At 55.4% G+C, this 24,692-nt stretch carries 20 protein-coding genes; 13 read left to right on the top strand and 7 right to left on the bottom strand.

Going from position 1 to position 24,692, the window contains the following annotated elements:
* The first annotated feature begins 649 nt into the window (after window positions 1-649).
* A complete protein-coding gene (locus ACN082_RS03005; protein ID WP_419099354.1) occupies window positions 650-1,579 on the top strand; it encodes a GH25 family lysozyme in 930 nt (309 codons plus the stop codon).
* A 218-nt stretch (window positions 1,580-1,797) separates the two neighbouring features.
* Here ACN082_RS03005 and ACN082_RS03010 read toward each other — a convergent pair whose 3' ends face one another.
* From ACN082_RS03010 to ACN082_RS03020, 3 genes are read right to left on the bottom strand one after another with little or no spacing between them, the layout of a single operon-like run.
* Window positions 1,798-3,513, bottom strand: a complete 1,716-nt coding sequence (locus tag ACN082_RS03010) for a glycoside hydrolase family 13 protein (protein ID WP_419099355.1) — start codon at window positions 3,511-3,513, stop codon at window positions 1,798-1,800.
* A gap of 60 nt (window positions 3,514-3,573) precedes the next feature.
* A complete protein-coding gene (locus tag ACN082_RS03015) occupies window positions 3,574-5,298 on the bottom strand; it encodes a glycoside hydrolase family 13 protein (RefSeq protein WP_419099356.1) in 1,725 nt (574 codons plus the stop codon).
* Between the two features lie 35 nt (window positions 5,299-5,333).
* A complete protein-coding gene (locus tag ACN082_RS03020; RefSeq protein ID WP_419099357.1) occupies window positions 5,334-6,164 on the bottom strand; it encodes an endonuclease/exonuclease/phosphatase family protein in 831 nt (276 codons plus the stop codon).
* A gap of 343 nt (window positions 6,165-6,507) precedes the next feature.
* On the opposite strand from ACN082_RS03020, the gene ACN082_RS03025 reads away from it, so the two are divergent.
* The 4 genes from ACN082_RS03025 to ACN082_RS03040 all read left to right on the top strand — a co-directional run bounded on the left by ACN082_RS03025 (window position 6,508) and on the right by ACN082_RS03040 (window position 13,528).
* The gene (locus ACN082_RS03025; protein WP_419099452.1) at window positions 6,508-8,085 is read left to right on the top strand and encodes an alpha-glucoside-specific PTS transporter subunit IIBC; all 1,578 of its coding nucleotides are present in this window, start codon (window positions 6,508-6,510) and stop codon (window positions 8,083-8,085) included.
* Between the two features lie 92 nt (window positions 8,086-8,177).
* Complete coding sequence (locus tag ACN082_RS03030) at window positions 8,178-8,945, top strand: MurR/RpiR family transcriptional regulator (protein WP_419099358.1); 768 nt, start codon at window positions 8,178-8,180, stop codon at window positions 8,943-8,945.
* The gene (locus tag ACN082_RS03035; RefSeq protein WP_419099359.1) at window positions 8,942-9,400 is read left to right on the top strand and encodes a cell shape determination protein CcmA; all 459 of its coding nucleotides are present in this window, start codon (window positions 8,942-8,944) and stop codon (window positions 9,398-9,400) included. The genes ACN082_RS03030 and ACN082_RS03035 overlap by 4 nt, the downstream gene beginning before the upstream one ends.
* 195 nt (window positions 9,401-9,595) lie before the next feature.
* Window positions 9,596-13,528: a DEAD/DEAH box helicase gene (locus ACN082_RS03040; protein WP_419099360.1), complete on the top strand. Its 3,933-nt coding sequence runs from the start codon at window positions 9,596-9,598 to the stop codon at window positions 13,526-13,528.
* 301 nt (window positions 13,529-13,829) lie between these two features.
* Here the strand turns inward: ACN082_RS03040 and ACN082_RS03045 are convergent, their stop codons facing one another.
* Entirely contained in the window at window positions 13,830-14,012 is a 183-nt protein-coding gene (locus tag ACN082_RS03045) for an FmdB family zinc ribbon protein (RefSeq protein WP_419099361.1), read from the bottom strand.
* 40 nt (window positions 14,013-14,052) lie between these two features.
* Window positions 14,053-14,667 carry a 5-formyltetrahydrofolate cyclo-ligase gene (locus ACN082_RS03050; RefSeq protein ID WP_419099362.1) on the bottom strand — a complete coding sequence of 205 codons (615 nt, stop codon included), beginning with the start codon at window positions 14,665-14,667 and terminating at the stop codon, window positions 14,053-14,055.
* A 93-nt stretch (window positions 14,668-14,760) separates the two neighbouring features.
* Between ACN082_RS03050 and galU the strand changes: the two genes are divergently transcribed.
* The 5 genes from galU (at window position 14,761) to ACN082_RS03075 (ending at window position 20,267) form a co-directional block, all read left to right on the top strand.
* On the top strand, window positions 14,761-15,669 hold the full coding sequence (gene galU / locus ACN082_RS03055) for a UTP--glucose-1-phosphate uridylyltransferase GalU (protein ID WP_419099453.1): 909 nt from the start codon (window positions 14,761-14,763) through the stop codon (window positions 15,667-15,669).
* 185 nt (window positions 15,670-15,854) lie between these two features.
* Window positions 15,855-16,742 (top strand): hypothetical protein, encoded by an 888-nt coding sequence (locus tag ACN082_RS03060; RefSeq protein ID WP_419099363.1) that lies wholly within the window; start codon window positions 15,855-15,857, stop codon window positions 16,740-16,742.
* A gap of 126 nt (window positions 16,743-16,868) precedes the next feature.
* Window positions 16,869-18,515: a CHAD domain-containing protein gene (locus ACN082_RS03065; protein WP_419099364.1), complete on the top strand. Its 1,647-nt coding sequence runs from the start codon at window positions 16,869-16,871 to the stop codon at window positions 18,513-18,515.
* Between the two features lie 392 nt (window positions 18,516-18,907).
* Entirely contained in the window at window positions 18,908-19,339 is a 432-nt protein-coding gene (locus tag ACN082_RS03070) for a hypothetical protein (RefSeq protein ID WP_419099365.1), read from the top strand.
* Window position 19,340: 1 nt separating this feature from the next.
* On the top strand, window positions 19,341-20,267 hold the full coding sequence (locus ACN082_RS03075; protein WP_419099366.1) for a LysR substrate-binding domain-containing protein: 927 nt from the start codon (window positions 19,341-19,343) through the stop codon (window positions 20,265-20,267).
* Window positions 20,268-20,313: 46 nt separating this feature from the next.
* On the opposite strand, the gene ACN082_RS03080 is transcribed toward ACN082_RS03075, so the two are convergent.
* Window positions 20,314-21,363, bottom strand: a complete 1,050-nt coding sequence (locus ACN082_RS03080; RefSeq protein ID WP_419099367.1) for a mechanosensitive ion channel family protein — start codon at window positions 21,361-21,363, stop codon at window positions 20,314-20,316.
* Between the two features lie 149 nt (window positions 21,364-21,512).
* Between ACN082_RS03080 and ACN082_RS03085 the strand changes: the two genes are divergently transcribed.
* From ACN082_RS03085 to ACN082_RS03095, 3 genes are read left to right on the top strand one after another with little or no spacing between them, the layout of a single operon-like run.
* Window positions 21,513-21,992: an NUDIX hydrolase gene (locus ACN082_RS03085; RefSeq protein ID WP_419099368.1), complete on the top strand. Its 480-nt coding sequence runs from the start codon at window positions 21,513-21,515 to the stop codon at window positions 21,990-21,992.
* A 2-nt stretch (window positions 21,993-21,994) separates the two neighbouring features.
* Complete coding sequence (locus ACN082_RS03090; protein WP_419099369.1) at window positions 21,995-23,110, top strand: glycine betaine ABC transporter substrate-binding protein; 1,116 nt, start codon at window positions 21,995-21,997, stop codon at window positions 23,108-23,110.
* 10 nt (window positions 23,111-23,120) lie between these two features.
* Window positions 23,121-24,338, top strand: a complete 1,218-nt coding sequence (locus ACN082_RS03095; protein WP_419099370.1) for a pyridoxal phosphate-dependent aminotransferase — start codon at window positions 23,121-23,123, stop codon at window positions 24,336-24,338.
* A gap of 99 nt (window positions 24,339-24,437) precedes the next feature.
* On the opposite strand, the gene ACN082_RS03100 is transcribed toward ACN082_RS03095, so the two are convergent.
* On the bottom strand, window positions 24,438-24,674 hold the full coding sequence (locus tag ACN082_RS03100) for an exodeoxyribonuclease VII small subunit (protein ID WP_419099371.1): 237 nt from the start codon (window positions 24,672-24,674) through the stop codon (window positions 24,438-24,440).
* Between the last annotated feature and the right edge of the window lie 18 nt (window positions 24,675-24,692).

The raw sequence follows: 24,692 nt of genomic DNA on the forward strand, positions 1-24,692 counted from the left end.
GTAGCGAGTTCCTTTACTTGGATTTTTCCCCACCTGGGGAAAATAAAATTTTTGTTATTCGCCGAGCATAGCGAAGCGGTGAGGCGGGAAATAGCACGAGCGTAGCGGGTTCCTCTACTTCAATTTTTCGCCCAAGGGTGGGAAATAATGATTGATGTATTCCGAGGTCTTAGCACAGTGTTGAGCCGGTGTCTGTGTGATTCTGGCAAGCAGTTTCAGCCTGGCTTCTTGAATTGTGAGAGTTTTCGTCTCATCTAGTGAATGGGTAGGTGCCTGGAAGGTTCCTACCCATTCTTTTATGCGCAGGGGGTTACAAATTGGGGGAGAGCAGTTAGTTTACTAAGGGAGCTGTTTACCACCCCCCTCGGGTAGGCAGCCCTTCTTCCTGCATATTTCCCCCTAACTGGAAAACGACACACACATGTACCCTTTAACCTTGAGCGGGCCACCCCCACGGCCCGTGAACAGTAGTTTTCTTAAGATAGCTCTTGCCAGCATTGTGCTGGCTCTTGGCAACTGCTTGCCAGCGGCTCATGCCTTGGAGGCTCCGGAGCCCGATGCAGCGTCTTTGCCTGCTAGCGCTTACCAAAGTGATTCAGCGCCACCTGAGCCTGGGAGTAAGAGCCCTGGCGCCCAGATGGGCCAGGGCTTGAAGAAAGCCCAGAGCTGGCGTGCTGAGCAACTGGGAAGGGACACAGGTGATGACGTTCAGGCCCAGACCCCTCAGGCTGATGCGCTAGGGGTGTACGGCCTGGACGTATCGGGCTGGCAACCTTATATTGACTGGCAAATGGAGTATGCCAAGGGTGCCCGTTTTGCTTATGTCAAGGTGTCGGAGGGCAACTACTATACGTCTCCTACTTTCTCCTCCCAATATGGGGGTGCCCAATCAGTTGGTATGCCGCGAGGCGGCTACCATTTTGCCCTGCCGACTCAGTCGAGCGGTGCTGAACAGGCCCGTTTCTTTGTGGCAAATGGTGGTGGATGGAGCCCCGATGGTAGGACTCTGCCCGGCCTGTTGGATATTGAGTACAACCCTTATAGCCAATTCGGTAACATCTGTTTCAATATGACTCAGGCACAGATGGTTGCTTGGATCGATGATTTTGTTCAGACCTACAAAGCCTTGACCGGCCGTTACCCTGCTGTTTATTCAACCACTGACTGGTGGCGAACCTGTACGGGGGATACTCCCCGTTTTAACTACCTGCCCTTGCACCTGGCCAGTTACAGTAGCCTCCCGGGGGCTATGCCCTCGGGCTGGTGGACCTACGATATCTGGCAGTACTCATCGACCGGCCCCTTTGCTGGGGACTCTAACTATTTCAACGGGTCAGTGCGCGATTTGAGGGCTTTCGCAACATTCTTTAATTACAAGCCGGTGGGTGGTGTTTCGCCCTATCAGAGCCCTGCTGCCTTCCGGGACGTCTCGGCTAGCCACGTTTTCGCTGGTGAAATTAATTGGTTGGCTTCTGCAGGCCTTACGCGGGGCTGGTCTGATGGTACTTTCCGACCTGAGGCGAGTATCTCGCGTGAGGCTATGGCGGCTTTCATGTACCGCTACACTTACCGTCCCTAGTATGTGATCTATCCATTTCCGAGTGGCTCACAGCTACAAAGAGCCCCGCCCCCATGATAGGGGCGGGGCTCTGACTCTGCGGAGACCTTTGAGGTGCTGGTAGAATCACAAAGCTTGAGGTGCTTGAGCCGAAGCTGAAACAGGGGCTCAAATCAGCAGTCAGGGGCTTGTGCACCCAAAATATCTAGCAAATATAAATGATGGTGCGCTCCTGGAAACTAAGCAACTACTCGATAGATCTTTGCCTCGTAGGGGCGCAGGGCGCTCCCGGCATCATCTGCATAGTTGCTCAGTACTAGCTCTACCCCCGGTAGTGCTGCCAGCTCAAATTCGCGAGTCAGCTCACGGTCGGTAAAGTTAGCAACCACGAGCAGTTTCTCCCCTTCACCGTGACGTTCGTAGGCGTAAACCTCGGTGTCCTCAGGGGCAAGAGGAACAAAAGTGCCGTAGACCAGCAGGTCTTTAAGCTCACCTCGGCGCAGGGCTAGGAGCTGACGGTAATGGTGCCAGAGTGAGTCGGGGCGGCTCATTGCTTCTTCAGCGTTGATGTCCACATAGTTGGGGTTCAGCCCAATCCAGGGTTCAGCGGTACTGAAGCCGGCCTTGTGCCCAGCTGACCACTGCATGGGGGTGCGGGCATTATCTCGACCCTTGAGATGGATAAGAGCCATAGCCTCATCGGCGCTGATCTGCTGGCGCTGGGTGACAAGATCGTCGTAGAAGTTGATGGAGTCGAGGTCCTTGTAATCCTCAATCGACTCGAACTTCACGTTGGTCATGCCCATTTCTTCGCCCTGGTAGATATAGGGAGTACCCTGCATGCCGTGAAGTACTGTTGCCAGCATCTTGCCGGATCGCTCCCGGTATTCGGGGCTGTCGTTCCCAAAACGGGAGACGATGCGGGGCTGGTCGTGGTTGTTCCAGTAGAGTGAACCCCAGGCCTTGCCTGCCAGCTCAAGCTGCCAGGTGTTGAGAACCTGTTTGAGGGCGGTCAGCTCAAGGGGCTGATATGACCATTTGCCCTCACCGGGGGCGTTATCCAGGCCGACGTGCTCAAAGTGGAAAATCATGTGGAGCTCATCGGAGGTGAAGCCCGAGAACTGAACTGCATCCTGGGGGCTGGTGCAGCTCATCTCACCCACGGTCATGCAGTCGTAATGGTCAAAGGTTGCCATGTTCAGCTCGTGCATCCATTCGTGAACGCGGGTGCCGTTTTTGATAACAAAGGGGATAGATGAGCTGTGCTTGTCGGGCACAACCGACGGGTCATCGGGTAAGCCCTCGGGCTTAGAGATAATGTTGATAGCGTCCAAGCGGAAACCGTCAACACCCTTATCGAGCCAGAAGTTCACCAGGTCGAAGATTTCCTGGCGCACGGCGGGGTTCTCCCAGTTCAGGTCGGGCTGCTTAACCGAGAACATGTGCAGGTACCACTGGTCTGTATGTTCGTCGTACTTCCAGGCGGGCCCGCCAAATTCGCTACCCCAGTTGTTGGGGGGTAGGGGCTTACCTTCAGCATCCACACCGGAGGAGTCGCGCCAGATGTAGTAGTTGCGGTAGGGGTTATCCCGGCTTGAGCGGGCCTGCTTGAACCACTCATGCTCGTCGGAGGAATGATTGACGACCAGATCCATGAGAATTTTGATGCCCAGTGAATGGGCGGCCTCCAGCATGGTGTCGAAATCTTCCATGGTGCCGAACTCGGGCATAATGGCTCGGTAATCGCTGATGTCATAGCCCATGTCGTCGTTGGGTGATGCAAAGACCGGGGAAAGCCAGATGACGTTGATACCTAGCTCTGCTAGATAGGGCAGGCGGGCTGTGATACCCGGGATATCGCCGACACCGTTGCCGGTGGAATCCTGGAAGCTACGGGGCCAAATCTGGTAGACGACCGCTTCTTTCCACCATTTTTTACCTGAATTATCTGCCATGGGTGCTCCTTGTTGTGCGTGCTTAGATCTTATGGGATAGGGGTTAAGGCCAGCTTACCGTCAGGCTTGGTAGAGATAGACTTTGGCCTCGTAGGGTCGCAGGGTGTTTTGGGCGTCATCGGGGTAGTTAGATGTCAGCAGAGTATGTTCTCCTGCGGGTTCTTGATAGGTGCGCTCCAGGGTGCTATCGGTGAAGTTGGCAATGACCAATAGAGTCTCTTGCTCCGATGCGCCGGTACCGTGCCGGTAGTAGGCGTAGACCTGCTCATCCTTGGGGTCTAGGAGCTCATAGGTCCCGTTGACCATGATCGGGTGCTGGCGGCGGAGGGCAATGAGCTGCTGGTAGTGGTAGAAGACCGAACCGGGGTCAGCGAGTGCCTCTTCCGCGTTGATTTCGGTGTAGCGGGGGTTGAGTTTGAGCCAGGGTTTTCCGCCTGTAAACCCTGCGTGGGCTTCTGCCTTCCACTGGATGGGGGTGCGGGCATTATCGCGCCCGGACTGAGAAATGTAGCGGAGCATATCTTCGTGGCTGACCAGCCCGGAGCCAACCAGCTTGCGGTAGGCATCGTGAATCTCGATGTCCTTGTAGTCCTCGATGTTTTGAAAGTAGACGTTGGTCATGCCGAGTTCTTCACCCTGGTAGATGTAGGGGGTGCCCTGTAAACAGTGGAGTACGGTGCCGAGCATCTTGGCTGAGAGTACCCGGTATTCGGGCGAGTCGTTGCCAAAGCGGGAGACCGCGCGGGGCTGGTCGTGGTTGTTCCAGTAGAGGGCGTTCCATGCTTTACCGGACAGGTCGTTTTGCCAGCGGCTGAGGGTATCTTTGAGGTCTACGAGCTTGAAGCGGGTGTCGTTCCACTTACCCAGGGCCGGGTTAGGGTTGCCGTCCAGGCCCATGTGCTCAAACTGGAAGAGGGTTTGGAGTTCGCCCCGGTCAAAGCCGGTGTAGAGCAAGCCATCTGCGGTATTGACGTGTGGAGTTTCGCCCACGGTAATCACGGGGTACTTGCTAAGAACTTCACGGTTCATCTCTTGAAGGAACTCGTGGACGCGGGGACCGTTGGCCACCATACCCAGCGAATCGGTCTTAGACCCAGCGGCCACAGCCGGGTCATCGGGGTAGGCAGGGTCCTTGGAAATGAGGTTAATGACGTCCATGCGGAAGCCGTCTACGCCCTTATCCAGCCAGAAACGCATAAGGTCATAGACCTCCTGGCGGACGGTGGGGTTCTCCCAGTTCAGGTCTGGTTGTTTGACTGAGAACATGTGTAGGTAGAACTGTTCTGTAGTCGGTTCCCATTCCCAGGTGGACGGTGAAAAAGCGGCAATCCAGTTGGTGGGCGGGATTGGCTCTCCCCGTTCGGTATACCCGGCGGGGTCTTTCCAGATGTAGTAGTCGCGGTAGGGGTTATCCTTACTGCTCTTGGCCTGGATGAACCACTCGTGTTCATCGGAGGTGTGGTTGACAACCAAGTCCATCATGATTTTGATACCCGCTTGGTGAGCGGCGGCCAGTAGGGTATCGAAGTCGTCCATGGTGCCAAACTCAGGCATAATGGCCCGGTAATCGGAAATGTCGTAGCCGTTATCATGGTTGGGTGACTTGTAGATGGGGGAGAGCCAGATAAGGTCTACCCCCAGCCTGGCCAGGTAGGGAATCTTCTCGGTGATACCGGGTAGGTCACCGATGCCGTCTCCGTTGGAGTCTTTGAAACTGCGTGGGTAAATCTGGTAGACAACGGGTTCCTGCCACCAGGCTGTTCCGCGGTGAGATGGGGCGGTCATGGGGTACCTTCCTCAGACTTTAGGAGAGAAACGATTTAGAGGTTGAGAGTGAGCAAAAGCCCGGAGTGGTCCGAGATAGCCTGATCTGATGTATCGGGAAACACCACGCTGTGCTGGGCCACCTCAAGAGGCTGGTTGGCTAAGACCAGGTCAATCCGGAGGGCTTGGGTGAAGTTAGTCCAGCCGTGGATAGCCTTATGCACAGTATGCTCCCCTTGAATCTGGCTTGCGGTCAGATAGGTATCGTGCCAGCCCAAAGACCGCATGAGCGTGTACCCCTCATCGGTTACCTCTGCCGCATTATTGAAGTCACCGGCAAGTAATACTGTCTCAGAGCCAGCAAGCTCTCTGATAGACCTGTCGAGAATCTCAAATTCCTGTGCAAAGAGCGAGGCCCCCTCTACTTCCCACCAGCTCATGTGGGCGCTTGTAACCCACAGGCCACCGTGCTCAGCGCCCAGCTTGGCAGCAATGACGACCCTGCGCGCAACGTCCTGATCCGTGTAAGTAGGGGACACATCGATACATTCAAGCCTTTGCATCGGCTCGCGAGTGAGCAGCGCGACCCCCTCGTCATAGCGCTCAAAACCGAGATGGGAGACCGCCCAGGCCCAGTGGTAGGGGCGATCTAGCTCTGCCAGGAATTGGTTGAGCAGTAGCGCAAAATTGTCCTGACGCACGGGGCGGTCAGCCCCGCCCGCATACCCCAGCGGATGCTCAAGGATGGGGGAGTGGATAAACTGGTTAACCTCCTGCAAGGCCACGGCATCAATTTTTTGTTGGACGATAAACTGCGCCAGCTCATAGATTTTGGAAACCTGGTGAATCTCAAGCCAACTGTGGGTATTGAGGGTTAGGAGCTTCATAGCGGCCTCGGCTCATTCTTTCGTGCCCTGACATTTTCTCTGCTCCATTTATCCTAGGTAAAACCCCGCCATAGCGCCCCCGGTAGTAGGGGCCCCGGGGCCGGTATTTTTACCGGCTCCCGTAAAACGTGCCAGTTCGTGGCATTAATTCCAAAGTGAGTACAAGCGGGGGACTAATAGAACAGAGGGTGATTAGATAGGCCTAGTACTTACACGGTCAGCACTTGACAGATCCCGCTTGCCCCAGAGGCAAAGGGACAGGTGCGACCTACACACGAAAGGTTCTTATCCGATGATGGAGAAGATTCAGAGGTTCGGCTCGGCCATGTTAGCCCCCGTCCTCATCTTTGCATTCGCCGGTCTTGCCGTTGGTATCGCTATCATCTGCAAGAACGAGCAGCTTCTAGGCGGTATTGCCGCTGAGGGTACCGGCTGGTATAACTTCTGGTCAGTCTGGGAGTCAGGAGCCTGGACCGTCTTTAACCAGATGGAACTCCTCTTTGTCCTGGGTCTTCCTATTGCCTTGGCGAAGACCGCTCAGGCTCGCGCGGTTCTTGAAGCGGGTATGGTTTACCTGACCTTCAACTACTTCGTTGCTTCAATCCTGAGCATCTGGGGCGAGAACTTTGGCGTTGACTACAGCGTAGATCTTTCAGAAGGTGCTGCCGGTACCGGTCTGAAGATGATTGCCGGTATCAAGACTCTGGACACCGGTATCTTCGGTGCTATTATCATCTCCGCCATCGTGGTCTGGCTGCATAACCGCTACTTCGGCACTAAACTTCCCGATTTCCTGGGTATCTTCCAGGGTACCCAGTACGTCTACGGTCTGGGCTTCTTCCTCATGATGCCTGTAGCTCTTGCCTTTGTCATGGTCTGGCCTACCATTCAGACCGGTATCGGGTCTCTCCAGGGCTTCTTCATGAACTCTGGCGTGTTCGGTGTTTGGCTCTACACCTTCCTAGAGCGCATCCTGATTCCCACCGGCCTGCATCACTTCATCTATACACCTTTCGTCTTCGGCCCGGCTGTTGTTCCCGATGGCATCACCAAGTACTGGGTTGCTAACCTGGATACCTTTGCTAACAGCACCACTCCCGTCAAGGAACTCTTCCCCGGTGGCGGTTTTGCCCTGCACGGTAACTCCAAGGTCTTCGGCCCTCTGGGTATTGCAGCGGCTTTCTTCACGACCGCTCGCCCCGAGAAGCGCAAGGAAACCCTGGCACTGCTAATACCGGTTTGCTTGACCGCAATGCTGATTGGTATTACCGAGCCCCTGGAATTTACCTTCCTCTTCCTTGCACCTCCGCTCTTCGCCGTCCACGCGGTTCTCGCGGCAACAATGTCCGCTACCATGTATGGCTTCGGCGTTGTGGGCAACATGGGCGGCGGTCTGATTGACTTCCTCTTCCAAAACTGGATCCCCATGTGGCCCAACCACTCAGGTATGGTGCTGACCCAGATTGCTATCGGCCTCTGCTTCACTCTTATCTACTTTGTGGTCTTCCGCTTCCTCATCCTCAAATTTGATTTCAAGACCCCCGGGCGTGAAGCCGATGGCGGCCAAACCAAGCTCTACACCAAGGCTGAATACAAGGAAGCCAAAAAGAAGGGTGCCCTGGGGGATGAGGACGCCGCTGCGGGTCTTGCTACCGCAGAAGCAACCGACCCCTACACCCAGCGAGCAAGCGACTTCCTGGCTCTCTTGGGCGGCCCTGAAAATATCGCCCAAGTCAATAACTGCGCGACCCGCCTGCGAATCTCCGTTGATAACCCCGAGCTGGTGGGAACCGAAGCTGACTTTAAGTCAGCAGGTGCGCTTGGCCTGGTCAATAAGGGTAAGGCCCTGCAAGTCATTGTGGGTATGGACGTGCCCCAGGTCCGTGACAAGTTCGAGGAACTGGTCAATAAAGGTAAATAAGGCCTAGCCATTTATTTTTCCCATCGAGGGCTTCTGAGAAAACACCTATACTGTAATCACCGCAGTGACCGTGAAAGACTCAGGAGCCCTTGGTGGATTTACAAGAACTTGTCAACGCGCACCAAAGCCGTTTGAGCGACACCGAACGCGAGATACTCGCTTTCATGTTGAACAACGAAGAGTTTGTCGCCGATTCCACTATTAGCGCCCTGGCGCACAGGACTTTCACTTCAACCTCCAGCATCATCAGGTTGACCAAGAAACTGGGTTTCTCGGGTTTTGCCGAGCTAAAGTTCTTTGTCAAGAACTCCCTAGCTGGGCCCACGACTCCTCCTATTGATTTTCTGGAAAGCGGGCGCAACGACATCCTCACAACCTATGAGGGGTTGATGGCTACCGACTTCACGCCTATTGTGCAGAAGATTGACACCGCACGAACTATTTACTGCTACGGCACCGGGTTCGCCCAGCGGACCGCGATTCAGGAGTTCTCCAAATCGTTGCTAACCTGCGGAAAATTTACACACGTTATCCCTGCTTCGAGTGAGTTCAGGGGCAGCATCGGGGTGATGAAACCAGAAGACCTGGTGATTATTGCTTCCCTGTCCGGTGAAACCGAGAGTGCCCTACCCACAGTTCGGGCATTGGCCTCGCGGAAGGTGCCCATGATCGCTATCACGGCTCTGGGTGTTAACTCTATTTCGGCAGTGGCTGAGCACGCCCTTCACTATGAGAGCACCCCGACCGTGACCAGCATCCATACGGAGCCCTTCCACTCTTTTGTGACCTTGAGCGTGCTCTTGGACTATATCGTTCGCCAGTACATCCAGTACCTTGACCTTAAAGAAAAAGATTCATGAATTCCATCTTCTACGCCCTGCGTAATACCCAAAAACTGCGAACCTTTATGTTCTGGTACTGGATCGTTAGCCCCTTTATCTACTTTTCCTACCAGTATGCAGTGTCCCAAAGTGCGCAGGTGAGTATCAGAGAAATGCTCAACCAACCTGCTATTGCTCTAGCATTTATCACCAGCTGTATTTCAATTATTATGGCCGGTCTGCTTAGGGGTGCTGAGGTCGAGAACGAAAGCACAGAGCGTATTTTTGGCATTTTTGCCCTGGCGCAACAATTACTGGTCGGTAATATTCCCGGATTTTTGTTGAGCTATTTTTATACTCGTTCCCTCTGGGACGCCACTGGCGAGCCCTTCGCCCCCCGCATGAAGTGGGTGCTCCTGGGCGGCATGGCACTTATTGGCTTTCTCTCTTTGCTCGTTTTGGTCGCAAATTTTAACCTCTATATTGCAGGCTAGATAGGTTCCTAACCATCCCGGGGATTCTGCTCTCATCAGGAAAAGCTTGCCGCGTGAAGTCTTATTAAGTCATGGTCACACTTTCTCGAGTACAGCGGAAAGATAAGCCGCAACCAGTCTTTACTGCAGTAGTAGCTTGAAGGAGCAACTATGATAGTAGAGACATAAAAACGTGCAGAAAGCCAGAGTATTTCAGTGAACGAGCAGGTTGCACCCAAACCAGCCTTGGGACATGACTATGCCCAGCCCCCTACCCCCCAATCAACCCGGGGGGATACTGGCGTTGGCACCGTAGCTGAGCACGCCCCAGATTCCTCCCCTGCGGTCACTGACGACCAGACCACCGCCCAGATCCAGGCTGGCCTTGAGGCCTGGGCTGAGCAGATGGAAATCTACACCGGCCCCGATGCCATGCTTGACTTCAATCAGGTTGACTATGTGCACATTGATTTGACTGAGGCAAATTCGTCGGGTGTTGCTCAGATGTTCATGGGGCGCAAGACCCGCCTATCGACCATTCTGCGCGATAAAGCAAGACTAGAAAGCGGCATGGTTGCCGCCCGGGCCTTACGCACTAAAATCTTTGAGCTGGCCACCGGCCACGGGCTAGACGCCGGCTACTTCGTAGCGGGTACAGCCTCCTGGCTCTCCCACGACATTCGTGAGGGCCGCATGATAGGGGAGAAACGTTTTATTGCCCCTATTCTGATGGCACCGCTCAGCCTGACCCCGCACCCCACCAGCGATGACTTTGAGGTTCAGATAACCGGCCCCGCCCAGCTGAACCCCGCTATGGTACGTCAAATCAAAAAAGAGTACGGGATTAACCTGGGCACCATGGACGTTGCTCAGCTAGCAAACTCCATGAGCAAGCTGGACCCAGAGCCCGTGATTGAGAGAATGAGGGCAACTACCGGGAATATCCCCGGCATGACCATTCAGTCCAACTATTTCATCTCAACATTTGCTGACCTGAAAGAAAGCACGGGTGAACTGCCGGCTGATGCCCACACCGATCTGGTGCGTGATATAGCCCAGCTCAAGCTCAACCCGCTTGAGAAGCCTTTTGTGGCACCGATTTATAACAACCGGCCCTCACTGGATACCCGTGACCCCGACACCGACATGCTGGTGCTTGACGCCGATGCCAGAGCTCAGGAAATCGTTGACTTAGCGCACCAGGGCCACTCCATGACCGTAACAGCGGCACCGGGCACCGATCAGCTGGGTACCGCAGTCAATATAGCGGCGGCCCTTATCCACCAGGGCAAGTCTGTTCTGGTGGTCGGTGAGAAGCGCTCAACCCTGGCAGATTTTGGCCGGGTACTCAACCGGGTTCACATGACTGATTTGGCCTTCACACTATTGGTTGAGCGGAGTCCAGAAGAGTACCGCCAGGAGTTTATTCAGGCGATTATTCGCGATGAGAAAGCACCCGCCCCAAACGTCAGCGAGATTCACCGGGAGCTTGTCGAAACCCGCAATAAATTACGCGGCCACACTGAGTCATTGCGCTTTACCGAGTCGCGCTGGGGCTGCTCAGTTTACGATGCCCTACAGACCCTAGCGGCTCTCACCGCGCAGGAAGAGCCCCCCGCCACCCGTGTGCGCCTACCCCGCAAGACTATGGACGCTCTGGTGTCCCGTAGCGCTACCGTTCAGCGCCTGCAGAGGTACGCGGAACTGGGAGGTTTCCGCCCCTCGACCCGTGTCTCGGCCTGGTACAAGGCTAAGCTGGCCAGCGCCGAAGATACCGCTGCGGCTCACAACCTGGTTAAGAGTCTGAGTGCCTCGCTGGCAAATGTTTCGGCCAAGATGCGACTGATGGCTGATGAGACCGGTATGGAACAGGCCACCACCATGGACGACTGGGGTCTGCAACTTGATTTACTGGAGAGAATTTCGGAGACGCTGACCTACTTCAGGGCAGATATTTTTGACCGCCCGGTCACCGATTTAATTGCGGCAACCGCCAGCAGCACCTGGCGGCGCGAGCACGGCATCGAGATGTCAAGCATTCAGCGTACCCGCCTGCGTAAGACCGCTAAGGAACATATTGTCCCCGGTGAGTCTGTTCTAGACCTTCACGAGAGCCTGTTCATTGTTCAGGGCCAGCGGGAGGAATGGATTACCTGGGTTAAGGACCAGCGCCTTCCTCTAATTCCCCGGAACCTGGCTGAGTTGCGTGCTGATTACATGCGCCTGCTCGATGAGTTTACCGGTCTAGCTATCGTGCTAGAGGATTCACCGGCTGGTACCCGTTTCGCTCAGACCCGTTTGAGTGCACTTGAGAATCGCCTAAATTCTCTGGTGGAGGATCAGTGGTTGCTCCAGACCTTGCCAGAACGCGAAAGCCTCTACCGCCAGCTGTCCGAGATGGGGCTCTCGGAACTGCTTGCCGACTTTTATGAGCGCCAGCTTGATGCTGGGGCTGTCCCAGCTGAACTTGAGTTGGCCTGGTGGCAGACCGCTTTGGAAATGATGCTGGCTTCGCAAGAGCTTGAGATTCTCAACGGTGATGCCCTACGTGCCCTCGAGACCCGGTTCCGCAGGGCTGACTACTCCCATATCTCATCGGGGCCCGCGCGCCTGCACGCCGCTGTAGCTGATACCTGGCGACGTCGGATCCAGGAAGAAGAACAACAGACGGCTTACCTGCGGAGCCAGCTCAAGGCACACGAGTTTAACCTGGGACAGGTGCTGACACACTCACCTAAGATGGCAACCACGCTGCTACCCTTGTGGATTGCAAGCCCCTTCTCGCTATCGGGCAAGGTACCAACCAGCATGCGTTTTGATGCGGTAATCCTCCTCGATGCTGAGTCCACTCCGCTCGCGGCAAACCTGCCTGCTCTCATTCGCGCTGAACAGGTTATTGCCTTGGGTGACCCGCACAGCGGTTTCCCTGCACCCTTTATGGTCTCTGCTGTTGCACGGAACGCACCCCCTGTCCGTGACCAGAAGATTGTCAGCACCTTTGAGGCGCTGTCACGGATACTACCGGGGCGTAGCCTCTCTACCGTAAACCGTGCTGTGGATTCGGCACTCTTTGCTTATCTCAATGAGCACTTCTATCGGGGCGAGCTATCAAGCTACCCCTGGGGCGAAGAGATCACCGATGACACTCCGGCCCTAACCGTGGAGTATGTCAACGTCACCGGCAAGGTTTCTGAGAATGCCAGCCTCGATTCGCCCAGCCCGGAGGTGCAAAAAGTCGCCGAGATGGTGATTGAGCACGCTTACCGTACCCCCAGGCAGACCCTGGCGGTTGTGACCGCTACAGCTCGCCATGCCCAGCGTATCGCTGAGGCTGTGCGTCAGATGCTGGTACGCTACCCGCAGTTCACACCCTTCTTCGCTGCTGGTGATGAGTCCTTCCGTGTGGTCGATGTGTCTCGCGCGGTTGATATGGAACGCGACGTCATTATCTTCGCTTTGGGGGCTGGAAAACTTGCCCAGGGAGCGGCCCACCACTTTGGGCATCTATCTGAGCGGTACGGTCGTGAGAGCTTTGTGCTGGCTATGACCCGGGCTCGTCACCTCACTCGTTTTGTCACCTGTCTAAGCCCGGAAGACCTAGACCCCCAACGCCTCGAGTACGGTGCCTTCGATGTCTACCGCCTACTTCTTGCCTACCGCAAAGAGCAGGAAGCCAAGGCTCAGCGGCAGATGGCTGGCCCGATTACCGATCAGTTGCCGGTCAATGAGTTCCTCACTAACGATCACCTCGAAGCAATTGATATGGGGGACTGGCTGCTCAATGATCTCTTGCGCCGGTTGAACCCTCAGTCCACGACCTTGCACCAGTCGCCGGTTCCGCTGCTGTCGCTGGTGATGACCAGTGATCAGGATTCACTGCTTGCCGGTGCGATGGCTAGCCCACGTACACGTAAGCTGATGAGCGGTCAGGAACATGTCATTCCAGCTCGGGTGCCTTTGGCTCTTATCTCCGATGGTTCTGACGCCTATGCGGCTTTGAGCGTGCGTGAACGGTCCCGCCTGATTCCTGAGCTTTTAGCCCGTACTGGCTGGAATCATATGACCTGCTGGACCATTGAGGCCTTCTCGGACCCCGAAGCTGTTGTCCGCCGAATCAACAGCTACCTGGGCCTGGGGAAAGACAGCTAGCGCATGACTGCCTCAGAGAGCGCTCCGGAAGAGAGCAAGGATAATACTCGGTTCAGTCCGGTTCCTCGGCCTAGACGGGGCAACCGTCGCGCAAGGGGGGGCTCCCCCATCGGGGGGAAAGAACCCCGCCTTGCAGGTCTAGAGCCTCCTGTACGTCAGCTAGCACCTGAAAATGACGCTCTAGCAACCTGGCTCAAAGAGCAACGCCCACCGCACTACGAATAGGCACAAAGAATAGGCACAAACACAAGAAGGCTCCCTCACCCCTATAGTGGGGGAGCCTTCATCCGTTTATGGCCTTTTACTTGCTTTTATCGTTGGCGTAGAAGCCTGAGCCTTTAAAGACCACACCGACCTGGCCAAATTTCTTGCGGAGGGTGTCCTGCCCGCAGGACGGGCAGGTGGTGAGAGCTTGATCGCTAAAAGACTGGTGCTGTTCAAATAGGTGGTCGCAATTCTTGCACTGGTAGACGTAAACCGGCACAGTCGCTCCATTTCGGTGAGGTAAGTGTTATAACCGGGTGCTATTGTACTCTGTTCTTGCTGCCAGTACCCAGTTGCCGTAGTCCCTGCTCCGTCAGCGCGTAGTTGAGGGTTGCGTCCCACTCAGCGTGGGGGAGCCCATCGAGTATCTCGCGGGAGAAGACAAGACCGAGTGTTGAAGCATCCATTGCCTGGGCCGGCAGTAGCTTGAGAAGCCGGTCATAGTAGCCGCCTCCCTGGCCTAGCCGGTTGCCGTGCATATCGTAGGCTAGGGCCGGCACTAGCCGGATATCAGCCTCAAGAAAAGCCTCTGCCCCCAGCCTCTGACCTAGCGGCTCGGATATCCCTAAGGCATTGGTCACTAAGGGTGCCACCGGGCTCCAAAGAACCCAGGCCAGCTGACCTTGAGGGAGAACAACGGGGACGAAAACACGGTGCCCGGCGCGGTGAGCGTAGGCTAGGCCATCGAGGATAGGTGGCTCAGTGGGTAGGGGCAGAAAAGCTGCTATGGTCGAGCCTTCGGGCAAAGATTCCCAGAGACTGCGTAGGTGACCGGTAAAGGCTTGGCTCACAAGGTTTAGCTGGCCAGTTTCCCGTCGCCGGTGCCTCAGATAAGCGCGTGCAAATGTCTTGTACTGGCTGGTAGCTGGAGACATGTTGATAATCTTTCGAGCCTAATGACGCAATTAATGGTGCACAATTTATCTAGCATATAAGCAGGTTATGCAGTGTTTTTAGGTATTCTGATGATTATGACAGAAAATAAATCACTTTCCGTGACCAAGGCGGTTATCCCCGCTGCAGGTCTCGGCACTCGCTTCCTTCCTGCAACAAAGGCAACCCCCAAGGAAATGTTGCCTGTTGTTGACCGCCCCGCAATTCAGTACGTGGTCGAAGAGTCGATTCGTGCTGGCCTGAATGATGTTTTGATGATTACCGGCCGCAATAAGCGCGCCCTTGAAGATCATTTTGACCGCGTTCCTGTTCTGGAACAGCAGCTTGAAGAGCAGGGTAAAGATGCCTTGCTTCAGAGTGTCCTAGATTCCAACGACCTGGGTGAGATTCACTATGTCCGCCAGGGCGACCCCAAGGGGCTTGGCCACGCAGTTCTGCGCGGTAAGGTGCATGTGGGCAATGAACCATTCGCTGTCCTTCTGGGCGACGATCTCATCGATGAGAAAGAAGACCTGCTCTCAGAGATGGTTGCCGTTCAGCAGAAGACCGGTGGCTCCGTCGTCGCTCTGATGGAGGTACCCGAGGAACAGATTTCTGCTTACGGTTGCGCCGCTGTTGAAGCTGTTGAAGGTGAAGATGGCTTCGTCAAGGTAACCGGCCTGGTCGAGAAGCCCGCAGCTGAAGAGGCGCCCTCCAACCTTGCTGTGATTGGTCGCTACGTCCTTTCCCCCAAGGTATTTGAGGTGCTGGAAAATACCGCCCCTGGCCGTGGTGACGAAATTCAGCTCACTGACGCTCTACAGACTCTTGCACAGGGCTCAGGCCAGGGCGAAGGTGTCTATGGCCTTGTCTTCAAGGGCCGCCGCTTTGACACCGGTGACAAGCTCTCCTACCTCAAAGCCAATGTCATTCTGGCCTCCGAACGTGATGATCTTGGCCCCGAGCTACGGAGCTGGATTAAAGAATTCGCTGCAGAGCTCTAAAGACAATTTAGAGCGCTAATTTTGATGCACGATCTGCGCCATGCAGGGTATCTACTTGGATGTCAAGTAGATACCCTGTTTTCTTACCTGAACCCGCCCCGCAAAGCAGGGGCAGCGGGTGCGCTCTGCGGTAGAATAGGATGAGTTACGTTTATACTTTTCTGCTATTGAGATGGGGGCTGTCTATGGAGCTGCTAAGCACCTCAGGCATTGTCTTGCTTGTTTGTGTACTTGCGGGGCTCTATCTGGTCAGCCGCCGCACAAAACCGCAGGGAACTGCGACGATTGGCGCCGAGAAATACGCTGCTGACGTCATGGAAGAGGCCCCTGAGCCCGCTAGCCCAGAGCGTTCACTCGAATCTGTGCAGACCCTTACCGCTAGATCAGCAGGATCCCCTTGGACCGGTTTCGTACCGCGTTGGGGCCGTCTGGCAATCTTCTCGCTAGCCTGCCTGGCCCTTTTCCTTGCACTGGTCACAGGTCTTATGAGCCTGTGGGCAAGCGCATCTTTCGCCTTCCCCCTGGTCTGTCTGCTTGTTGCTACCGGTTCTCTTACCTTCTTGCGTGTACTTGCAGTTCGAGACAGGGACCGCCGTCGTGCCCGTACCGCCCTGACCGTTGAGAAAGCTCGCAAGGCCCATCGTCCTTCGGGAAGGCAGGGCGCTGAAAGTAGCGTGAACCCGCTTTCCCAGCCCGAAAGCTCATCCATCGAACTGCGCCCTGCACCTGAGCGCCCTGCCCGCGCTCGTCAGCAGATGCCGGTTAGTCACGCAGCTAAAGCACTACGCAAAGCACGTACCCAGACCCCTGCGACCGCCCTGAGGCCCTCTCTGGCTCCTGCGGCTCAAAGGGACACCGAGCTCACCCCTCGCCTGAGAATGGACGAGGCTCTGCCCGATACTAGCTGGCAGATTACAGAGATTCCCCGCCCGACCTATCTTGATGCACCCACAGCGCATAGGGAACTACCTACCGTGAATGAGTCAGAGCCTGAGCAACTGAGCCAGACTAAGACTCTTGCGGAGGCCGCTTCGCTCAATCTTGACGATGTCCTCAGGCGTCGGCGGGCCTAGACAAATCTGTGAGCCGCAGAGCTCATCGAAAGAACTGAATCAAGCGCCTGCCCTGAACCTAGGGCAGGCGTTTTTGCATGGGGCGGTTTAGCCGCTACCGCTGATCACCACAGTGAAGGATTCCTTATGGTTGCTCACCACCTAGAAGTTGAACGTAAATACGAGCTTGCAGACCTAGGCGGGCAGGCTCCGGTTATCGCCTGGCAGTTTGAGAGCTGGATAGCTGATACCCCTGTTGTAGAAGAGCTCGATGCAACTTACTTTGATACACCGCAAGGTCAGCTCGCTGCCCACAGCCTTGCCCTCCGCCGGAGGCTAGGCGGATATGACGAGGGCTGGCACATCAAATTTGATGTTTCCGGTGACCGCCATGAGGTATCTTTCAGCCTGGCTGAGAACCCCGAAGATATGCCCGAAGACATTCGACGTTTTGTGCGGGTGCTGACCGCTGGCAGTGTACTTGAACCGCGAGTTGGTTTAGCTACCCACAGGAGCAGGACTGTTATCCGTAGTTCAGATGGCCAGGCACTGGCGGAAATCTGTGATGACCGTGTTAAGGCCCTTGACTACGCCACCGGAGTTGAGCGTGCCTGGCAGGAGTGGGAAATAGAACTTTTAGAGCCGGCGCAATCGGATGCCAACCTTGCTCACAAGGTATTCTCCACGGTCGAGGAGTTACTTCTAGCGGCAGGGGCAGGCCCTTCATCCTCTCCGGCCAAAATTGCGCGAGCGCTCGGAAAGGACGCTGAATTTGAGCGCCGCCGAGAGACTCACCTCAAACAGTCGGAAGGCTTGCCCGAACAAGGGGTTGAGCTATCCCCGCTTGCCTCTGCGGATGCCGTTTGGCGGGATCCGGCTACCTCGGCCGACATGCTGGCAGAGATTGTGAACCGGTACAGCATTGAACTGGGGCAGGCTGATTTGCTGGTCCGGGCAGGACTACCTGATTCCAGTCACCAGGGGAGGGTCATTGCCCGTCAGCTACGGAGCGTGCTTGCTTTCATGGCGGTTCCCTATGCCAAAGATGAGCAGGCTAAGGCGCAGCTTCAGACGATTTTAGGTGGTCTTAAAACCTATGCATCTGAGCTTGAACAGCATCGGAACGGCGAGCTTATCCTGCCTATGGCTCAGTTAGGCCTTGCACGGACGCAGCTGCTAGGTGATAAGGACCTGGCTGAACTTGCTCATCTGGAGCAGGAACAGACACAGGAAGGCCTGGTGTCTGCTATGACCTACCTTGATTCGTCCCAGAGGTTGAACCTCCAGCAGTCTCTGCGTGATCTGCAAAAAGATTTGGATAGGTTCGTAGATTTACCTGCACAGCGTGAAAAGTACAGTGCTAAGGTCGCTCGGCGCTTACAAAAGAAGATGGTTAAGCAGGGACTTAAAGCGGTGAAAGCCTGGCCTGACTCTGCAGGGGACTTCGCGGTCACCACCGCTTACGATGATGGCGTTCATGACCTGCGTAAGCTGGCTAAAGCTACCCGCTACTGCCTGACTGCCTGCGCCGATGCAGGCATCTCTTTGAGCGAAGGCCAGGAGACCTTGCTCAAGAGCGCTCGCTTACTTCAAGCTGAGCTGGGCAAGCTCACCGATGAGTTGACTTTTCTTGACTGGCTTAAGGGCTTGAATGAGTCCTCCACTGCGGGGCTAAGCCCCTTTACTGTGGGTTGCCTTGCTGGGCGTAGTGAGCATGTAGCCCAGAAGCTGCGGGAAAGTATCCATTCCTCTGTTCCCCCAGTCCTGCAGAAGATTAGGTCTATTGACCTTTAGAAGAGGCCCTCTGAAGCGGAAAACCTGGCGCGGTCAAAGAGAAAGGCGGAGGTGCTGGTTGCACCTCCGCCTTGCATCACACACAGGAAGAAAAGTTATCTTGTTGACCTCCTAGCAGGCCTTCCCACAAGGCCCTGAGCTATTTGGTAATAAAAATATAACCTAATTCTGTGGCCAGTGGCTAGGGGGTCCCTGTAATTTTTTTAGATTTACCTATTCTTGAAGATAGGATAGCCTAAATTTTAAACTATTAGGCCATGTCAGGGCTCTATTTGCCAATAAATTGTGAGCTTGCTCTCACCTTCTGGAAAGCTGTTGCCAGGCCATGCCGTTAGACTGGGGGAATGAGGGAATGGCTAGAAGGCTTGCACTGGAGTGCCGCAATAGGATTCATGTGGCTGGTAGGCATAGTGCGAACAAGCATCGTCTTTTCCCTGGGCTGGCTGGCCTCGACCGGTAGCAGTCGCTTCCACAAAATTCGCTACCTGATGGACCACCCCCTCTACCGCAGAGCCCAGTTTTTTGTGAACCGCTGGGGTGTCTTGGCAGTTCCCGCCTGTTTTGTGACGGTTGGCTTTCAGACCGCAGTTATCCTCACGACTGGCTTTACCCGCATGCCACTTACCCGATGGGTACCAGCCATGCTCGTCGGCACTTTCTTCTGGGGAACAATTTACGCAACGGTCGGTATGTCGGTGATTTGGCTCTGGCTAGAAAACCCGGCTGTTGCCCTCTCACTGGTGCTTATATTCCTGATCCTTGTGCTGCTCATCCGGTGGCACGGTGCACGGCGTTCAATGCCCCAACTGCCGAAAGGTAAATAGCGTGATACTCAGCCAAGCTATCCTCGCCCATACAGATTTGTTAGTAGATGGACACACGGATCGCTATAAGCAGGTTGGTAAAGTGCCAGGCCTGTGCGTGGGCTTTGTGCCCGGTGTGATGCCGGGTAAGTGGTTCAACCGTTGGCGCGATCGCTATTCGGCACTGGCCCCGCTGACCGATGTGGCACTTGGGGAGAGCAAAGGGCTTGCCGCCCTCGATGCCTTTGCCGATATGGTGCTTGTGCGAGCCGAGGATGAACCTGCAGCGCGCGATAAGAACCTCTACCACGCTATTGAGCTCTACCGCGAAGTGCCCGTTGTCGTTCTGCCCAAAGACCATCTGTTCACCCTCCTAGAGGCGGTCCCGGTGGCTGATCTGGCTGAGGAGTTCCTACTTCAAGATCCTAGGGAGATACCGGGCTGGGAACACACCGAGCAGACTCGTATCGTGCAGGAATCCCGCCCGCTACCTTCCATGAGGCACCGGGCCGATGCCGTAGAGCTGGTCGCCGCTGGTCTGGGCTTGCTGGTGGTGCCTATGTCTCTTGCCCGCTTCTACCACCGCAAGGACGTCACCTACCGCCCTGTTGAAGGACTAGAAGAGTACCAGGTCTTGCTGGTCTGGAAGCGCCAGGCACGCCCAGAAGAGCGGGAAGCTGTGATTCAGGATTTTGTGGGTATTACCAGGGGCAGAACAGCCGCCTCTCAGAGGGGCAGTGACACCCGCGAAACCGCCTTAGAGAAGCAAGGCCGTGAAAAAGAGGAAGCCAAGCGTAAACGTCAGGCCGCCAATAAACGGCGTGAAACCGAGGACCGTAAGAGACGCAATGCGCAAAAGAGTGGTAACCTGCGGCAGTTCCAGGCCCAAAAGGGTGCTAAGCCCGCCCCCAAGGGGAGCGGGCGCGGTAGCCGAGGTAAAAAGCGCTAACCCCTCCGGTGTCCTCCGTAGGGTACACCTATGCTAGACGCTGACTTTACTTCTTGTCGAAGGCGGAAGCGTCGGTAAATTTTTGGGGTGTGGTGCTAGCGCTAGCGACAGAACCAATACCGTGCACTTGGCTGTGAATTACCGACTGCTGAGCAAGCGGGATACGAATTCCTTGCTTATCCATAGCCTTTTTGAGTTCGGCGCGGAGTTTACGGCCCACAGCAAACTGCTCGGACGGGGCAGTAGTCACCGTCAAACGTAGAATCACGGATTCGCCGGTCACCGACTGGACACCTAGATACTGGGGTTGGCCTGACACATTGCCCTTAATCCCGGGTAGTTCAATAGCCTCCTGGGTGGATTTGACCAGGAAATCAGCCATTTCGTCGATATCTGCCTCGTAGGGGATAGGCAGGTCAATAACGATTCGTGCCCAGCCCTGGGACGAGTTGCCCACTCTTAGGATTTCACCGTTGCGCACATGCCACAGGGTGCCCTGGACGTCTCGTACCTGGGTCGTACGTAGGCCTACAGCTTCAACTTCCCCTTCTGTATCGCCTAGATTAACCCAGTCACCGATACCTAGCTGATCTTCAGCCACAATAAAGATGCCCGAAAGGAAGTCCTTGACTAGGGACTGCGCGCCGAAGGACAGCGCCACACCCACAACACCGGCAGATGCGATAACCGGTGCAATATTGAAACCGAGCTCAGCGATAACCATGACGATGGTGACGGTCCAGATCATGATGGCTGAAACTGACCGGAGAACGGAGCCTACGGTGTGAGCGCGCTGGGCCTGCCGGGCGGAGGCCAGGGACGTATCTGAGGACCAGCGTTTAGCGAGCAAGCCTTTCTTATCTTCGCTGGCTACGATTCGGCTTCGAGTCCCGCGTGCAATGGAATCAGCGACATGCCTGATAACCACCCGTAAGAGTATGTGCAAAATACCCCCGATGGTAAGAATCAGAAGGATGCGAAGCGGTGCACCCATCCAGAAATCTATGCTGGTCATCCGCGCCATGATACTTTCTGCTGCAGCGGTTCCCTGCTCAAGTGAAGAATTCTCTGCTAGTACATTCCCTGAAAAACTCATACCCAAGAGCCTAATACCTTTTCTTCTGTAAAGCTGAAGACAAACCAGGTAGATGAGCGGTAGCTGAATATGGTGGTGGGGCTGGCAAATGACACCGGCGCAGGTCGCTAAACTGGTGGAAGAGAATCGATAGTAAAGGAAACCCTTGCATGCCTCTGCCGAAAATGGAAACCCGCCCGGCCGCCTATGCAGTAGTTATTGAAGACGAGCAGATTCTGCTAGCACGGTGGGTTCCTCACATTCCGGGCTTCAAACCCGGCCTGACCCTACCTGGGGGAGGCATGGAACCGGGCGAACAGCCAGCAGATACTGCCCGGCGTGAGGTGCTGGAAGAAACAGGTTTCACAGTGGAACTTGATGGTCTGCTGGGCGTGCATGCCGGCTACTTTGGCCCTAACCAGGGAAGTGACCTACCTTTTTGTGCACTTCGTACTATCTACCGGGCTCATAGGACAGGCGGGGAACTGCGCTCAGAAACTGGAGGCTCAACTGACCTTGCCCTGTGGGTTCCTTTAGCCGAATTGGAAAACCATGTCTATTACTCCCTGGTTGATGAAGCCGCCCGTATGATGGGCTACCCTGATGCCCTTGCTCTGAGCCGGGTCTACCAGAAGAAAGGCGCTAAGTGACTATGCCGATTAAAGCTTTGCGCTGGCAAGTGATGGGGCTGGGGGCGGTGGCAGCCTTAGCTTTTACCTCATGTGGAGCCTCTGGGGCAGGACCAACCCACAGTTCCCCGGCAGTAGTTTCAAGCGCTACCATCCGCATCGGAACCGGACTTACACCTGAAACCAGGCACGCAGCCTACATCTATCAGGTGGCTTTGCAAGAGGCTGGTTACAGCGCGGAGGTTGTGGAAACCGGGAGGGATCGTTCTGCTATTTTCGAGCAGATGCACATCGATATGAACAGTTCAGCAACTGCCCAACCTACCTCAACATCCCCCGACGGGGACGCTGTTCATATCACCCCTGACCTCTCAGGTGACCTCTTGCTCTACCTGACCGACAACGGTTCGACAAGCCCCAGCATCATCAATGATCAGCGCACCCAGGCTCAGTCAAGAGTGCAGGCCACTGAGCAGTCTAGCCAACCGGCAACAAGCTCCGCTTGGCTAGCCTCAGCCACAGCTAGCCCCAGCCCCACAAACCTTAACGTTCGGGGTCTGAGCAGCAACGATATCGTCAGCTACGTTGACCTTGCGCTCCCCGACACCCTTGAACTGCTCAACCCCTCAGCCGCCACAAACCGTTACGGCTACGTGGTAACCGCCGCTACCGCCCAAAAATACGGTTTAGGTAGCATGAGTGACCTTGGCGAAAAATGCGCCCAGCTTAGCCTAGTAGCCCCCGACACCTACACCGCAAACCCAAGCGGCGAAAACTCACTGCGAGAATATTATGGCTGTATGCCCGACCAAGTCCGTACCACCGATGAACGGACCGAACAGGCCAAGCAGCTCATTAGGGGGCAGACGGACCTGGCCTACATGTTTTCGGCTAGTGCCGATATATCGGCCAATAATCTGACACTGCTCGATGATCCGGAAAGGACACAGCTGGCCCAGAATATCGTGCCGCTGGTGCGTGCGGGGGAAATACCACAAGAAGCCCGGGACATCATCGACGGTGTATCTGCTCAGCTCAACACCGACTCACTTATTCGTCTCAACAGCTTAACCAGCGGTGATAATGCCGTCTCAGAAACTGATGCCGCACATTTCTGGTTGAGCACCCTCAGGGGGTAATCTAAGTCTCATGGCATTCAAGCAGACAAAAAAACTTCAAAACGTCCTCTACGACATTCGTGGGCCTATCTTAGAAGAGGCCCACCGTATGGAGGCCCGCGGTCACCGTATTCTTAAGCTAAATATCGGCAACCCCGCGCCCTTCGGTTTTGAAGCGCCTGAAACCATCATGATGGATATCATCGAGCACCTGCCCTACACCCAGGGCTACTCGGATTCCCGTGGCCTCTACTCGGCCCGTACCGCCATTGTGCAGTACTACCAGAACGAGGGCATCATGAACATCACCACCGACGACGTTTACCTGGGTAATGGTGTCTCTGAGCTTATCCCCATGACACTGCAGGCCTTGCTAGATGATGGGGAAGAGATTCTGGTCCCCAGTCCCGACTACCCTCTGTGGACTGCCGCTACCCAGCTGGCTGGCGGCAAGCCGGTGCACTACCTCTGTAAGGAGGAAGACAACTGGTTCCCGGATATAGAAGATATCAAGTCCAAAATTACTTCTAAGACACGCGGCATTGTGGTAATCAACCCCAATAATCCGACCGGCGCCGTCTACTCACCTCAGCTTCTGAGGCAGATTGTAGAGATTGCTCGGGAACATGAGTTGGTCATTTTCGCTGATGAAATCTACGAGAAGATTCTTTACGACGGTGCCACCATGACGCACGTAGCTTCTATCGCCGATGATGACGTGCTGACCCTGACTTTCTCCGGTCTTTCCAAGGCCTACCGGGTCTGCGGTTACCGTGCCGGCTGGGTCGCTATTTCCGGCCCCAAGCTCGCGGCCGCCCCCTTCATTGAGGGCATTAACCTGCTGGCTAACATGCGTCTGTGCGCTAACGTACCTGCCCAGCACGCCGTACAAACAGCGCTGGGCGGCTACCAGTCCATCAAGGATTTGATTCTGCCCGGTGGCCGTCTTAAAGAGCAACGTGACCTGTCGTACCAGATGCTCAGTCAGATGGAGGGCGTGAGCGTCAAGCAGGCTGAAGGTGCGCTCTACCTCTTCCCCAAGCTCGATATTGATAAGTTCAACATCACCAGCGATGAGCAGTTCATGCTTGATTTGCTCAGGGAGCAGAAGATTCTGCTCAGCCACGGAACGGCCTTTAACTGGGGGCAACCCGACCACTTCCGACTGGTCTTCCTCCCGGATGTTCACACCCTGGCTGATGCGCTGGAACGCCTGGGCAACTTCCTGAGCGACTACAAACAGAATTAGTTGTAAAGGCCGACATATAGGCATATAGAGGCGCGCAGGCGCAGAGAAAGTGATGCCATTTTCTCTGCGCCTGCGTTCTTGCAGATTTGCGGGCCCGGCCTAGCTAGTGGCCTGCTTGGCGGCATCTAAGCGCGCCTGGGCACCGTCAAGCCAGGCCTCACAACGAGCTGCCAAGGCCTCGCCGCGCTCCCAGAGGGCAATGGATTCTTCGAGGGTGGAAGCCCCGGACTCCATGCGGGTTACGACCTGCATGAGCTCTTCGCGGGCTTGTTCGTAGGAAAGCTCATCCACGGGGCGGGCATTAAGCTCGGTTGCAAATTCGATATTGTCGCTCACGATAATTCCTTCTATTAG

The sequence above is a fragment of the Rothia sp. CCM 9417 genome, assembly GCF_048513575.1.
GTDB lineage: Bacteria > Actinomycetota > Actinomycetes > Actinomycetales > Micrococcaceae > Rothia.